The organism is Brasilonema angustatum, assembly GCF_059505445.1.
The window spans coordinates 19,632-35,148 of the sequence record NZ_JCACKO010000052.1; the positions used below are offsets into that span (position 1 = coordinate 19,632).

At 45.5% G+C, this 15,517-nt stretch carries 10 protein-coding genes and 1 pseudogene; 9 read left to right on the forward strand and 2 right to left on the reverse strand.

From position 1 onward, the window contains the following. Positions 1 to 699 precede the first annotated feature (699 nt). The 7 genes and pseudogenes from AC5JM2_RS11660 to AC5JM2_RS11690 all read left to right on the forward strand — a co-directional run. Complete coding sequence (locus tag AC5JM2_RS11660) at positions 700 to 2,256, forward strand: flavin monoamine oxidase family protein (RefSeq protein ID WP_495835040.1); 1,557 nt, start codon at positions 700 to 702, stop codon at positions 2,254 to 2,256. 161 nt (positions 2,257 to 2,417) lie between these two features. Continuing rightward, positions 2,418 to 3,725, forward strand: coding sequence for a glycosyltransferase family protein (locus AC5JM2_RS11665; RefSeq protein WP_495835041.1), 1,308 nt, complete (start codon positions 2,418 to 2,420; stop codon positions 3,723 to 3,725). A 109-nt stretch (positions 3,726 to 3,834) separates the two neighbouring features. Next, positions 3,835 to 4,473 carry a TetR/AcrR family transcriptional regulator gene (locus tag AC5JM2_RS11670; protein ID WP_495835042.1) on the forward strand — a complete coding sequence of 213 codons (639 nt, stop codon included), beginning with the start codon at positions 3,835 to 3,837 and terminating at the stop codon, positions 4,471 to 4,473. 581 nt (positions 4,474 to 5,054) lie between these two features. After that, positions 5,055 to 6,335 (forward strand): RNA-guided endonuclease IscB, encoded by a 1,281-nt coding sequence (gene iscB, locus AC5JM2_RS11675; RefSeq protein WP_495835043.1) that lies wholly within the window; start codon positions 5,055 to 5,057, stop codon positions 6,333 to 6,335. Between the two features lie 114 nt (positions 6,336 to 6,449). Then, positions 6,450 to 7,922 carry an HlyD family secretion protein gene (locus tag AC5JM2_RS11680; RefSeq protein WP_495835044.1) on the forward strand — a complete coding sequence of 491 codons (1,473 nt, stop codon included), beginning with the start codon at positions 6,450 to 6,452 and terminating at the stop codon, positions 7,920 to 7,922. Positions 7,923 to 7,960: 38 nt separating this feature from the next. Next, positions 7,961 to 9,595 (forward strand): DHA2 family efflux MFS transporter permease subunit, encoded by a 1,635-nt coding sequence (locus AC5JM2_RS11685; protein ID WP_495835045.1) that lies wholly within the window; start codon positions 7,961 to 7,963, stop codon positions 9,593 to 9,595. Positions 9,596 to 9,622: 27 nt separating this feature from the next. Beyond that, positions 9,623 to 9,700 (forward strand): annotated as a pseudogene (locus AC5JM2_RS11690) (IS607 family transposase); the annotation flags it as partial. 56 nt (positions 9,701 to 9,756) lie between these two features. On the opposite strand, the gene AC5JM2_RS11695 reads toward AC5JM2_RS11690, so the two are convergent. After that, positions 9,757 to 10,467, reverse strand: coding sequence for an alpha/beta hydrolase (locus tag AC5JM2_RS11695; RefSeq protein WP_495835046.1), 711 nt, complete (start codon positions 10,465 to 10,467; stop codon positions 9,757 to 9,759). 378 nt (positions 10,468 to 10,845) lie between these two features. On the opposite strand from AC5JM2_RS11695, the gene AC5JM2_RS11700 reads away from it, so the two are divergent. Both AC5JM2_RS11700 and AC5JM2_RS11705 read left to right on the forward strand, forming a co-directional pair. Further along, positions 10,846 to 12,693, forward strand: coding sequence for a vWA domain-containing protein (locus AC5JM2_RS11700; protein ID WP_495835047.1), 1,848 nt, complete (start codon positions 10,846 to 10,848; stop codon positions 12,691 to 12,693). Positions 12,694 to 13,440: 747 nt separating this feature from the next. After that, positions 13,441 to 14,499 carry a trypsin-like serine peptidase gene (locus AC5JM2_RS11705; protein WP_495835048.1) on the forward strand — a complete coding sequence of 353 codons (1,059 nt, stop codon included), beginning with the start codon at positions 13,441 to 13,443 and terminating at the stop codon, positions 14,497 to 14,499. Positions 14,500 to 14,647: 148 nt separating this feature from the next. Here the strand turns inward: AC5JM2_RS11705 and AC5JM2_RS11710 are convergent, their stop codons facing one another. After that, positions 14,648 to 15,139 (reverse strand): hypothetical protein, encoded by a 492-nt coding sequence (locus tag AC5JM2_RS11710; protein WP_495835049.1) that lies wholly within the window; start codon positions 15,137 to 15,139, stop codon positions 14,648 to 14,650. Between the last annotated feature and the right edge of the window lie 378 nt (positions 15,140 to 15,517).

The window sequence follows — 15,517 nt, forward strand, 5'->3', positions numbered from 1 at the left end:
TCTGACACAAAACGATATAAAAAGCGAAACATTTTGTAAAATTTATTGACGTATAAGTAAAGTATTCACTCAGATATAAGTAATATAAATTTATATAACTTTGATAAATTAGTTACTTTAGTTTCACCACCGTGTGTATTTGAGGAGTGTCTGTATACAAAAGGTGGGCGACTGTTAGTCAAAACTAACTTATACCTCTGTAGAACTTTTGCGTGAGCAAAAAGTAACAATACTGTTATTTTGGACAAAATAGACAAACCAGACGCTTTGAGCATTGGCGATTTGCCTTAGACAGCAGCGTTCGCGCAGCGTCTCGTAGAGAAGCTATCGCCCAAAGCTCAGTGCCTTTGACGAGGGCATTTCTCTATTTATTTAAGTTCTATACGCACACATTTAATAATATTTTATCACTCATGACTACTTAGACTTATTCACTTTTGCCTTGTATATGAACAGCTGCATAACTTGATTTTGCTGACATCTATTAGGAATGTAGAAGGAAAACTTTTTAAGCTTACTTTCTATTCAGAAAATTCACATAATCATACTTTTGTCAAGATGTCAGTCCCAATCTCGATTAGTTTATAACCTTTAGGTTTATTTAGCCAGAAGTTATTAATTGGGGGTTGATATCCTTCCCAAGGGTTAATCAACACCAAAGAAATAGTTGATACCAGGGTTTTCTCGTGAGGAGTAGCTATGAACAGAAGAGATTTTATCACAACTGTTGCTGTGTCTGGTGGTTCAGCCTACGCGGCGATGAAGGCTTTGGGCTTGCTAGAAAAACCAGCAACTGCACAGAGTCCATCACAAAGAGGTTCATTTCGGTTACAGTCTAACGGGAGAGGCAAACGCGTTATTATCCTTGGTGCAGGGTTGGCAGGAATGGCTTGTGCCTATGAGTTAGGCAAAGTTGGTTATGACTGTATTATCCTGGAGGCACGCTCACGTGCTGGTGGTCGGTGCTGGACGCTTCGAGGTGGAGATCAGTTTACTGATACTTTAGGTCAAACGCAGACAGTTCAATTTGATTCAGGCTTGTACTTTAATCCTGGTCCAGCTCGCATTCCCCAGGAACATGTCACACTAGACTACTGTAGGGAATTTGGCGTTGCTGTTGAGGTGAAAGAAAACCTTAACCGACGAGAATATTACTACAACACTCAGAATGCAGGTTCCTTGTCGGGTAAAAAAGTTCGTGCACGCGAAGCCATAACTGATATCCGTGGCTATATATCAGAACTGTTGGCTAAAGCCGTTAACCAAAATGCAATTAACGCGCCTTTGACAACTCAAGACAAAGAAAAACTCGTTGAGTTTCTTCGGACGTATGGGGATTTATCTCCAGACTTGTTTTACAAAGGTTCAAGCCGACGTGGCTTTACTAATTATCCAAGCGCTGGCTTGCAACCAGGCACACAATTAGATCCTTACGATCTGAGTGCGTTAATTCAGTTAGGATTTGCCAACTACGAAGCAGAGGAATGGGATTGGCAGCAACAGATGACGATGCTGCAGCCGGTTGGTGGGATCGATCAGATAGCTAAAGCCTTTGAACGTAAAGTCGGCAATAGGATTACTTACCAATCACAGGTCAAGGAGATTCGCAAGACACCTAACGGTGTTAGCATCGTTTACACCAATAGCTCAGGCACAAACCAACAAATCAAAGGCGACTACTGCATCTGCACCATTCCGCTGCCAGTACTCAAAGGTATCCCGTCGGATTTTTCTCCCGATTTAAAGCAGGCAATTGATAACGTTGCTACTCTCTACGCACGAGCAGGTAAAGGTGGCTTGCAGTTCCGACGCCGTTTTTGGGAAGAAGATGAGAAAATCTTCGGTGGTATTACTTGGACTGATCAGGACATTGTTCAGATTTGGTATCCGTCGGAGGGTTACCTGTCTAACAAAGGAATTATGATCGGCTATTACCAATTTGATGACACCAAAGTAGGACCTCTGTCTCCATCTCAACGCCTCTCTTTAGCGCTGGAACAAGGGAATAACATCCACCCTCAATACAGAAACGAGTTTGAGAACGGTGTCACACTTTATTGGCCAACAATCCCATACAACTTGGGTGCCTGGGCAGAGTACACAGATGAGGCTCGACAGAGGTACTATCCTAGACTCAACGAACCTGATGGCAACATTTATCTATGTGGGGAGCATCTAAGCTACTTGCAAGGATGGATGGCTGGTGCTTTGGAATCGGCACGTTTGGTAAGTTCAAAAATTAATACTTTGGCTTAGTAGGTGCTGGGAACTAATACCTCCCAAACATTGACTAATGAGTCATGACCCTTACGGGTTCGCCCTATGGCTAACGCCACGCCTTACGGCTATCGGGAACGCCCGTCGCCTACGGCGGGAAACCCTCGTGCAGCGCTGGACTCACCAATGACTCATGACTCATGACTGCTGATATTTTGATTCTCTCAAATGGTCCTGGGGAAGTAACAACTTGGGTGCGCCCAGTCGTTAGGCAATTACGCCAACAACTGGGAGATGACCGAAATAAATTAAGAATTTCTGTGGTTTTGTCACCTTGCCCAAACTCCAGTGGTAAAGAAGCAGATATTGCGAAATCTTATGCTGAAGTTGACCGAGTGCAGTCAGCAGAACATTTTTGGCAGTTCTTGCTTTGGGGAAAGACATTTGAAAATTGGGACTGGTACAAGCGCGGTGTTGTTGTTTTTCTGGGCGGGGATCAGTTTTTCCCCGTTGTCATCGGCAAAAGACTAGGGTATCGCACCGTTGTTTACGCTGAATGGGATGCACGTTGGCACAGTATGATTGACCGTTTTGGAGTCATGAAACATACAGTTGCTGAGCGTGTTCCTAAAAAATTTGCCCACAAGTTTAGCGTTGTGGGAGATTTGATGCAAGAAGCCCAGGGTTTGGAAGCAGGGGGAGCTGGGGAGCTGGGGAGCTGGGGAGAAAATTCCTCTAATCCGCCCACTCAGCACTCACAACCCAGCACCGAACTGATTGGTGTTTTGCCTGGTTCAAAGCCGTCAAAGTTGATGCAAGGGGTTCCTTTAACGTTGGCAATTGCGGAATACGTCCATAGCAAGAGACCACAAACCAAGTTTGTCATACCTGTTGCCCCGACTTTAGACTTACAAACTTTAGCTAAGTTTGCCGATCCAAAGAAAAACTCTTTTGTTCAAACCTTTGGTTTTAGTGGTGCTTCTTTAATTGTCCCAAAACTCGGCACTGATTCAGAGCCTCCCTTCCTGAAGACAGGAACAGGTTTATGTGTCGAACTGTGGACTCAGACGCCTGCATACGACTTATTATCCCAGTGCTGTCTGTGCCTAACGACAGTTGGGGCAAACACTGCTGAACTGGGTGCTTTAGCTGTACCAATGATTGTTTTGCTACCAACACAACAGCTAGATGCAATGAGATCTTGGGATGGTTTGCCCGGACTGCTAGCAAATTTGCCTTTGGTTGGTTCTGGTTTTGCGAAGATGATTAACTGGCTGGTACTGAGAAGATTGGGTTTGCTAGCATGGCCCAATATTTGGGCGCAAGAAATGGTCGTACCAGAATTAGTTGGTAAACTTCAATCCCAAGAAGTAGGAGAAATGGTTTTAGATTTTCTTGCTCATCCAGAAAAGTTAGCAGAAATTCGATCAAAGCTGCAAAGTATCCGAGGTGAACCGGGTGCAGCACAAAAGCTAGCAACTTTAGTAGAGGAAGAATTAGTCGCTTAGCTCAAATTCAAAATTAAAAAAAGAGTATAGGAAGGCAAATACAAGAGTGCCCGGACTTTTTTGTTTGATTTGCGTTACTATATGTAAGTAAGCACTTACATGTCATTTGATGATGACTAATTTAAAACCAGGAGCAGCAAAAACGCGTAAACGCTTACTCAAAGCAGCTATTGAAGTTTTTTCTGCAGCAGGAGTTCTTGGAGCCACAACTCGTGAAATTGCAAGAGTTGCAGGAGTGAACGAAGTTACTTTATTTCGTCACTTCCAGAGCAAAGAGCAACTTCTGAGCGCGGTTGCTGAACACATCACCGGATTAATAGCAGAAACACTTGCCCACCAAGATGAATGGACGCAAGATTTGCGGCGCGATTTACTGCACTATGCCCAGCTTTATGATCAAATGCTTGGAGAGCATGAAGCGTTGGTTCGGATGTTCATTGGCGAAGCTCAGCGACACCCTGATGAAGCCCTGCAAGTCTTCCAACAATCTGGTCAACCTTTGCGTGAAAAGCTTGTTGCGTATCTATGCAATGGAATTGAGCGTGGAACTGTCCGTTCCGATGTAGAGTTGTCCCTCGCAGTGGATGTATTCACTGGAATGCTATTGGCTGGAATGCTACGCCGTCATGTCTGGTCGATTTCACGGGATTATAGCCGCGATCGCTACATCGAAGAGTGTGTCGATCTGTTTGTACGCAGCATTGGCACATCGGTTTCAAATCCAAGCTATCACTCGACTGGATCGTGATTTGAGCGTTGTTTGTGCTGCATAACATGGAAACACGTAGCACCTGCCGTGCGTTCTTAAATCTTATATCGACCCACGCGTACCCTCAACTATCACCAATCGTTTTTTCGGAATTCTAAAATAATATGTCATTCCTAATACTAAAAATAGATAGATTCGTCATTCTGTTTTCTGTTCTTTATATGTCATTCTTAAAACTAAATACAAGTAGATTGGTCGTTCTGTTGCCTGTTGCCTGTTGCCTGTTCCGTGCTCCCCCCAAGGTGCGCGTGAGTGGTTATCTTCTTAAATTTCACATTTAATCAAATTGTCATTTTGTAGTCGGATGATCGCTTGAGAAAAACGTCAACAGCCCCCAACTTGAAGTCGGGAGCTTTTAGCCAGAAGCTCTAGTTGACCAGACTAAGTACCTCGCGTACTACGTTTAGGGGAAGAGTTCAAGACCTATCAAGGGATGCGTAGCCAGTCCCTTGCTCTAGAACCGAGTAGTTAAACAGGTCTATGGGTTAAGCCAGTGCTACTTGGATAGTTACCGACCTTAAACATTGTCAAGGCTAACTTTACCCGAAAGGAGGGACTTTATGTCCAAAATATTTGTTATTGATTCAGAGAAAAAACCCTTAGACCCAATACATCCAGCGCAAGCAAGGCAGTTATTAAGGAACAAAAAAGCAGCAATTTATAGACGGTTTCCGTTTACTTTGATTTTGAAACAATCTCATCTCGATTGTTTGGTAACACCACTTAGGCTAAAGCTTGACCCTGGCGCTAACTACACAGGAATTGCTTTAGTCAATGACTTTACTGGTGAGGTTGTTTTTGGTGCTGAATTAAAGCATAGGGGTTTTGCAATCAGGGAAGCGCTAACCTCTAGAAGGCAGCTAAGACGTAGTAGGAGAAACCGCAAAACCAGGTATCGGCAAGCAAGATTCTTAAATAGAACACGTCCTAAAGGATGGTTGCCGCCTAGCTTACAAAGTTGTATTGAGAATCTCAAAACTTGGGTTAAGAAGCGGCGTAAGATTGCACTAATTGAAGCGACTAGTCAAGAATTAGTACGTTTTGATATGCAGTTGATGCGTAATCCTGATATTCAAGGTAAGGAATACCAGCAAGGCACACTTGCAGGTTATGAAACACGGGAATTTTTATTAGAAAAATGGGGTAGACAGTGCGCCTACTGTGGAGTTACAGACACCCCATTGCAAATAGAGCATATCCATCCAAGAGCTAAAGGAGGTAGTAACTCAATCACAAACCTCACGCTAAGTTGTCATAAATGCAACGTAAAGAAAGGAACTAAAAATATCAAAGATTTTCTCAAAAAAGACCCTACAAGGTTAGAGAAAATCTTGAAACAAGCTAAAAGACCACTAGCCGATGCAGCAGCAGTTAACACAACTAGATGGGCATTGCTAGAAGTTCTAAAGGCTACAGGTCTACTCGTTGAGACTGGCTCAGGAGGGCTGACTAAATTTAATCGCAGTCAACAAAACTTGCAGAAATCTCATTGGTTAGATGCTGCCTGTGTTGGAAAATCAACGCCTATTCTTAACATAAAAGGTGTCAAACCTTTACGGCTCGAAGCTTTCGGACACGGCAGACGTCAACAATGTCGCACTGACAAGTATGGTTTCCCCAGTCGTCATTGTTCAAGAACTAAGTTTCACTTTGGTTTTCAAACTGGCGATATTGTTCAAGCTGTTGTGACTTCCGGGAAGAAAGTTGGTGTGTACGTCGGAAGGATTGCAACACGTGCAACAGGTAGTTTTAACATTTCAACTAAAGAAGGACTAATCCAAGGAATCAGCCACAAGTATTGTAAACACATTCACAAGAAGGATGGTTACTCGTATGCCTAGTTTAGAGAATTGGACGGTTTACCCAGGAAAGTGCCGAAGGGTTGATAAATCAACCGCGTCGTGTTTCCTCTCTGGTCTAAAGACACAGAGTTTCCACACTCCCACGAGGTCGTCATGAAGCAAGGGGAATCAACCAATCTCTCAACTCCAGAGCCACCTGTTGCTTACAATGGCAATGGTGCGACATTAAAACCAACATTAAAACCAAACGAGCAGAAAACAGAGCCAGTCATAGAGGAAGATACGGCTACTTCTAATAACACTGTCGTCGAGCAACAGGAAAACATTGATGAGGATGAAGCTGTTGATGAAAACAAGCAGCACAAATCTGGTAAGCATCGAAAATGGATACTGCTGCTAGGTGGTGCGATCGCCTTCGCCGTTGCAGGAGTCTTCGGATTGCGATGGTGGCAGTTTGAAAGTACCCATGTCAGCACCGATAACGCCCAAATCGATGGACACCTGTCGCCGGTTTCTGCCAGAATTTCTGCAACGGTTCAGCAAGTCTTAGTCAAGGAGGGCGAACGCGTGAAACTAGGACAGCCCTTAATCGTTCTGGAAAATCAGGATTTAAACCTGCAAGCACATCAAGCAGAAGCGAATTTGGCGAACGCCAAAGCTCAACTGCAAAAGGCGGCTGATACTGTGAGCGTGACTCGCCAAACAAATCCCACGCAGGTACAACAAGCTCAGGCAAAGCTAGCAGCAAGTGTATCTGCTGTCAAAGCAGCACAAGCCAATGTTAATCAAGCTCAGGCAAAGATTGAGACAAATCAGGCGAATGTAGCTCAGGCACAAACTGAGGTTAACAAAACCCAGGCGGATTTTCGTCGCTACCAAGCCCTTTACCGGGAAGGGGCAATCTCAGCCCAACAGTTTGATAGCGCACAGGCTGGATACAAAAATGCTGAAGCAGGGCTAGTAGCTGCACAGAAAAGCGTTGCTCAAACCCAGGCAGAGTTCACAAATGCTCAAGCCCAACTTCAAACAGCTCAAGCTCAGGTAGAACAAGCCAAGGGGCAGGTGCAAGAAACGCAAATCTCTGGGCAAAATCTAACTGTGCAGAAAGACGAGCTGCAAGCGGCGCAAGCGCAAATGAGACAGACTGATGCCGCCCTAGCGTTGGCACGTCAGCAACTGGAATACACCAGGATTTACGCTCCAGTGACCGGGTATATCGGTCGTTTGACGGCTCAGGTGGGACAAAAAGTCCAGATTGCACAACCCCTACTATCGGTGGTACCGCTCCAGACGGATGAGGTTTATGTGGAGGCGAATTTGAAGGAAACGGCACTGGGACGGGTACACATTGGGCAAAAGGCAGACGTTGAAGTGGATGCCTATCCTGGAGAAACGTTTCACGCTCATGTCGCAGGTATCAGCCCTGCCACTGGATCTAGCTTTGCCCTCATCCCACCCGACAATGCGACAGGGAACTTCAATAAAGTCGTGCAGTGGGTTCCGATACGTTTAGTGTTTGACTCCAATACTGATCCAGAACACAAACTCAGACCTGGATTGAACGTCACAGTCATAGTGGATACAACCTCTGTTGCAAAAAACAGATCCACAAACGCTAGATATTAATCACTTAGCTTTCAGTTTATATTAACTTTCTATCAACAATGGCTATAACCGATGATTCTTCGTCTCGTTCAAAGCGAGCGACTCGTTCAAAAAACTCGAAAGGTTCTGCTTATAATTCCGCAGGTTATGTGCAAGGACCACTGAAGTGGGCGATCGCACTGACGGCATCCTTAGGCGCAATTTTGGAAGTGATTGATACCAGTATTGTTAACGTTGCCCTGACTGATATTCAAGCCACATTGGGGGCAACCGTGAGTGAAGTCGGTTGGGTGGTGAGTGGGTATGCGATCGCCAACGTTATTCTGATTCCACTCTCTGCCTGGTTAGGAGATGTCTTTGGTAAAAAAAAATACTTTGTCTTTTCAATGGTAGGATTCACATTCGCCTCAGTGGTGTGTGGCCTTTCTCCTAATCTGCCCATTTTAATAATTGCTCGCATTGTTCAGGGATTATTTGGCGGTGGACTACTTGCCAAAGCGCAAGCCATCTTATTTGAAACGTTTCCACCTGCGGAGCAAGGTGTTGCCCAATCGGTGTTTGGAGTTGGGGTGATATCTGGACCGGCGATTGGTCCGACCTTAGGAGGCTTTCTTACTGATAATTTGGGCTGGGAATGGATTTTCTTCATTAACCTGCCGATTGGTATTGTGGCAGTGGCAATGTCGATATTCTTTTTGCGCCCCGATCCTCCAAAAAATCAGCAAACTCAACAACCCGTTGATTGGTGGGGAATTGGGCTATTGGCGATTGCAGTCGGCAGCTTGCAAACTGTTTTAGAAGAAGGCGAACGAGACGATTGGTTTGAATCGAGTTTTATCACTACTCTCGCTATTACTGGTGTCGTTGGGCTGGCGTTATTTATTTGGCGAGAATTAACTACAAAAGCGCCTGCGGTGGAGTTGCGGGTATTGCGTCACCGTTCATTAGCAGCGGGTAGCGTTTACTCTGGCATTTTGGGCATGGGGCTTTATGGTGCGCTGTTTGCAGTGCCGTTATTTACTCAAAGCGTATTGGGATTTTCCGCAACACAAACCGGATGGTTACTAGCTCCTGGTGCGTTAGCATCAGCGATTGTCATGGTTTTGCTGGGTAAGATTTCCGGCAAAGTGGATGCCCGCCTGCTCATTGGTATGGGGGCAGTTGGTTCGGCACTGGTTATGTTTAACCTTAGCAAAATTACGCCTCAAACGGGTGCCGATGATTTATTCTGGCCTCTAGTTTGGCGGGGAGCTGTGACGGTTCTCATGTTTTTGCCATTAAGCTTGGCAACTTTAGCTCCATTGCCCAAAAAGGATGTCTCTGCTGGTTCCGGCTTTTATAATCTTACTCGTCAGTTAGGTGGCAGTATTGGGATTGCAATCTTGACAACCATGTTGGAGCAACGGGAAGCTTTCCACTCAGCAGTACTGCTGGCAAAGTTAACTCCTTACGATTTAGAAACTCAGCAACGCCTTGATGCGTTGACTGGCGTTTTTCAGAGCCGAGGCTCAGATGCGACAACGGCTCAACAACAGGCGTTTGCAAGCCTGAAACAATTGGTCAGCACGCAAGCAGCAATTTTATCCTATGCAGATATCTTTCATTTTGTCGGCATTGTCTTCCTCTGTTCCTTAGTATTGCTGATGTTCTTGGGTAAAGGGGGTGCAGGTGCGAAGGCTCCTATGGGTCATTAATTGAATAGCACGCTTGTTAAGCGATCGCTTGCAGCCTTGTTTTCAGCGCACCTTTATGGCTCACGCTCTAAGAAAAACAAGAAACTGATTGATGGCATGGCTTAAGTAGTTAAGGAAGCGCGAAGGCGCTGGTCGCTGGCTCGCCGATCATCATCGTGCCGTCAATCGGTGTGTAGCACTCGGATGAGCTCTTCGGCCACAAGGTCGGGGCGGGACAGAAACGGGTGGTGGCCGGTGGCAAGGTCGATCGAGCGGGTGGCCCGGCCGGCGTGGAAGCGCTGTAGGGCGAGGGAGGTGCTGCGGTCCTCCGTGCAGACGAGGTACGTCGAGGGCCTGCCCCGCCACGCCGCTCGGGTCGTCGGCGTCCCGAAGGCACCTACCGATTGCGCGGTGAGACGGTCCCACGCCTCGGCTCGGGTCTCCTCGTCTGTCAGATCCTGCAAGAAGCGGTCGCCGAACGACGAGGCGGTGTAGCCGGCGAGGCGGACTGTGCCGTCGTCGCCCAGCGCAAGCCCAACCGGGTTCTGCTCGCCGCTCATGATGTCGGCCTGCGACTGCCCTACGTCCGGCAGGTACGAGCTGATGTACACCAGGTGGCGAGTGGCAGGGTGGTCGGCGCCCTCCGCGATGACCGTGCCGCCGTAGGAGTGCCCGACGACGACGGTCTCGTCCACGTCATCGAGTGCGGCGCGCAGCGCCCGAGCGTCTTCGAGCAGATCGGCGGCGCCGGGCATAGCGCCCTCGCCGCAGGACGGCAGCTCGACCGCCCGGCTCACCGTGCCGGTTTGCTCATGGATTCGCTCGGCGACCGACTGCCACCACCATGCGCCATCCCGGACGAATGCGCCGTGCACGAACAAGATCTCCACCATCTGCGTCTTATCTCCTTGCTCCCGCGCGGATCTCCCGGGCGGTGTTGTCAGTTTTCATTCAATTAATGATTAAGCAATTACCATCACTCTCGTAACCTATCCGAAATTCTAACGGTTCTTTCTGAAAGCAACAAGGTGATTGCGTTTGATCCACGAAACCGCACTTTCTTAACTGGCTATAATGGCGAGAATGTCCAAAGTCCAGTCAGATATCAAGTGGCAATTAAATTTCTCAGATACAAAAGCTATAAAAGTTTACTTGAACTACCCCTACTCACACTGGACACACTGATTTCATATTAAAATAAAGAGAGCACTGGTTGTCCCGGCATTATAAAGCTTGCGGCTTATCACAGACAACTTGGAGGGATATACAAAATGATCAAGACAAGTTACGACTTTGACCAAGCTATCCTACCTGCAGGATCTTCATTAAAGACTAATATTCTGCTGCGTTTTCGTGCTGACATAGCTGAATCTCCCCGACGTAACCTTAACCTTTCTCTTGTCATTGATCGCTCAGGTTCTATGGCAGGTGGTCCCTTGCATCATGCACTCAAAGCTGCTGAATCTGTGGTGGATCAACTTGAGCCAGACGACATTCTCTCAGTGGTTGTTTACGACGATGAAGTGGACAGTGTTGTGCCACCCCAGCCAGTGACTGACAAAGCCGCGCTGAAAAATTCCATACGCAAGGTGAGAGCCGGTGGTATTACCAACTTATCCGGCGGATGGCTTAAAGGCTGCGAACATGTGAAGAAGCAACTTGATCCGCAAAAAATAAACCGTGTTCTGCTGCTAACCGATGGTCATGCTAATATGGGCATTCAAGACCCCAAGGTACTCACAGCCACATCAGGGCAAAAAGCTGAGGAAGGCATCACTACAACTACCTTAGGTTTTGATCAGGGTTTCAATGAAGATCTCCTGATCGGTATGGCAAGGGCTGCCAACGGCAACTTCTACTTCATTCAGAGTATTGACGAAGCAACAGAAGTGTTTAGCATTGAGCTAGATTCTCTGAGGGCAGTAGTGGGACAGAACCTCAACCTGACACTTGAATTGGCTGATGGTGTCAGTCTCGTTGATACTTTAAGTCTTGCGAAAGTCAGCCAGAATGAGGCGGGTCTTGCTGTCATTACGTTGGGAGAACTTTACGAGGGTGAAGACAAACTTCTGGGGTTGAGTTTGCTGATATCTTCTGCTCAAATTGGCTCCTTACCTGTGATGAAGCTGCATTACAGCGCTGATGTTGTTCAAGACGACTTGATTCAAAGCGTGTCAGGCACAGCAGATATCATTGCCAAAGTTGGCACCGTTGAGGAAGCAGCTCTTGCCTCTACAAGCCGTATCATCCTTGAACTGAGCCGCCTCACCATTGCTAAAGCCAAAGAAACTGCCCTCGATTTAGCTGAACATGGCAGACATCAGGAAGCTGAGCAAATCCTGCGTGCGGTTGTGCAAGATTTGCGGGATAAAGGATTGAATGAGAATTTTGAAATTGCTGAAGAGATAGATCAGCTGGAGTATTTCGCGGGTCGGATCGCCCAAAAAGCTCTGGGCAATGCCGGACGTAAAGAACTGCGGGATCAGACTTACCAGACAATGACGCGCAATCGCAGCGATTTGGTGGGTCGCGGTGTCACTGCTGGCGATGAAGTGTACGCGATGCCAGTTGTGAATGAAGTCGGTTCTGGTGTGGAACTGTACTGCGTTCGTGAAGGGGGTAAGCTGCGAGTAAAAGTGATGTCCGAGGGTTATGATTCAAGCAAGAACGTCCAGTTTCCCCGAGCCATTCGTGCCGAAGGAGCACGCTATGTCGTTGAAGGACTGGAACTCTCAAGCGATAGCAGTTTCTACCGTGTAAACGGCAACATCACCCGTTTTGCTCAACCTGGTGAAGCAGATATCTTCGTTGCCCATAGGCAATCGAGGTCAGCTAGCACAGGCAAAGCTTCCAAAGGTCCTGCCAGTGCAGCCGACCTCCCCACAACTGACACTACGAAGGACGGCATTCTAGTTCAGTGTGTCAAAGATGGCAGCAAGCTACGTGCTAGGGTGGTTTCTGATGGATATGAACCGGATTGGAACATGCGTTTTCCCCGCTCCGTTCGTGAGGAAGGAATGCTTTACGTTGTTGATGAAATCAAAACAGCACCTGATGGCAAGTCTTATATTGCGTGTGGTGAAATTAAGCGATTTGTGCAACCTACTATCGGGACTTAGACAAAAAACACCCATAAAAAAGCCTCAAAGTCTTTATACATAAAGACTTTGACATCGTTTTGTCTGGTTTGTTGATCTATCTGGGTTTGCGCTTTTGAGAATTTGGTGTATTTCCCTTACCATACATGGGTTTGAAGCTTATTTTTCACTCAAAAATGTTTAAGTCCCGTTAAGCAAGAAAAAGCGATCGCTCTCCTTCCCTTGTGGAACAAACACAGGCTTTAGATTGTGTAATTTTTTTGCACAAGAAAGTGCGATCACTCTATTTTAAGATTGACTTGTAAAATTTGTCTTATTTACTGGTAGATTTTGATAATCACTATATGTGACAATAATTTTCGTATATACATGAATGTGTGTTACGGAGGGCATCGTACCAAAAAGGTTCTTTGTAAGTTAAGAAATTATTTGATTTTTAAAAAACAAAAAAGGTTTGCATATTTACTCTGTTGGTAAAGTTATATTACCAGCCATTTCTATTGCAATCTCCTACTACATCTCAAGGGGGTTTGATATAGGGATTGCGCAAAGTGCTGTGGGCTAAAACCCAATCGCCATTCACCTAGTGGTTTTTCACGCAAACGAAAAATCGATATCACAAATTACTACAGTTCGGATTTGAACTGTAGTAAATGTTAACAGCTTAAAGAAATTTACGCAAATATTTATTAATGTACAAAAATCCCGAATTGGCACGGTGACTATTAAGTGCATTTTCCCTTACAGGAATTCCAGGAGCTTCCACCAATGAGTACTAAACTGTACCAGATATTGTCCGCTTGCTTGGTTTTTTCCGCACTAGTTGGATTATTTGCTGTACGCGCTCAATCAGAGCCGCTTCCATTACATAACGGAGCATTATCTCCTGATGATCCAGCAGCAAAATTAGATCCGAAACTACAAAATGTTCCTGAGAAGATAGCCCCTCTAGATAGTCATATAGACACAACTAATTCTGGCACTACAGAGGTTAGTTACAATACCAACACTGGTATTGTCCAAATAGGTCCTACCAAACCCCCACAGACTATTGTCCCACTTATTTCTTCAGATGGAATTAAGCCTAGTTTAGGTTCAGCCCCTAACTCAGTAGCAAAACCAGAAAAAAGCTCAAGCTCAGGTATTACACCTCAATCTGTTATTGGTTTCGATGATCGCATTCTGATTAATGATACGACAGTGTACCCTTGGCGGGCGATGACCAGACTCTACATCACCTATCCTGATGGAAGTATGTTTTTTTGTTCAGGAGTCCTGATCAGTGCTAAATATGTTTTAACAGCAGGTCATTGTGTACACGACCCTAGTCACGGTGGGTTTGCTAAAGTCGAGGTTATTCCTGGTTTAAATGGAACTTACAAACCTTATGGCTCTTTTTCTTCAACCAACATTCGGAGCTATACAAACTGGACTGTGAATAGAGACTTGAATTATGACATTGCCCTCATCACTCTCAATCAGAGTATTGGTAACAATGTCGGTTGGTTAGGCCTTGCCTACTATCCATCAGTAGATAGTGTGATAGCCTACATAGCAGGCTATCCTGGGGATAAAGGCAACCCCCCTGTAAAACTCTACTATAGTTACGGTCCGATTCTGAGTTCAACAGCCCAGCGCCTTTTCTATACAATCGACATGTATGATGGTCAAAGTGGTAGTGGAATCTATCGTATTGTCAACGATCAGTATTATGTCTTTGGTGTAAATACGACAAATGTAACAGCTGACGTTACAGCGAACGGTGGTACCCGAATTGATTCTGCCAAATATAACGATATCCAAGCCTGGATCTCAAGTGGTAACTAATCAGAATTTCCTTGCTTTTTGGTCTGCTCAACATTATTGCGTTGTTTAAGGAACCCCAACTTTTGCTAGGAAAAATCAGGGGATTGAGAATGTTCTCAGTCCCCTGATTTAATAATCACATTTAGCTCAGAGAGTGCTGCCATTAGCCTCAATTATCTGGATGTTCAATTTCTGAAGACTCAGGTATAACCCTCGAATCACCTCCAACATAGGGAGTCATCATGCGCGGTGTCGAATTGGAAGTTACTGGCTTTGTTGCACCAACTTGAACAGAACCTGTTTTCACGTCATAACTAACCTCTTGCCTAGGTGTTTGAGTATCTGTCGTTGTTACGCCGTCTGCTTTAGGTTCAGGCTTAGGGGGAACATGCAACAAACTCGGATCAAGTTGCGCGGCAGGATCGTCGGGTGGTAGAGGGAACTTAGAAGCGCTCTGTGTTTTTGCTTCAGCCATAGGGAAAATTTTCGGCAGCTTGCGGTCAAGTTTTGACACCGGTTTGTTTGGTGATATAGGACTAGAAACAACCTGAGCAATCTCAACCTGTGGCTCCAGTGCTTGTGCTACTGTTGTAAGAGATAAGCTCATAAATACTCCAGAGTATAAAGTTAAGAGCCATTGCTTTTTATTTAAGTACTTCATGACAAGCTCTCCTTCAGTTACTATTTTAAGGTAAAGCATTCTATACACGAAGACCCCTTTTGTATTATTTAATGATACTAGCGAGTCTGTTTGGAAATAATGTGGTAATTTGTTGAAACTCACTTTGTCTTCTAAAACATCCTTCGTTCCCGATTGTTCTCATCACTTCGCAAAGGCACCACCTCAGCACTGAATCTGAAATTGAGTTGAGGCTTTTTCAGAATTGTTGTATAGATCGTATAACTATATCGTACACATTCTGTATAACAATTGTGTAGTACACTGCTGTTATATCTTTTGTATAACAGTAGTGTTTTACATCCGGACTTTAGACTAGTTCGCGGTGCGAAACCCAAAAGCCTTACAGTGATTGAGATA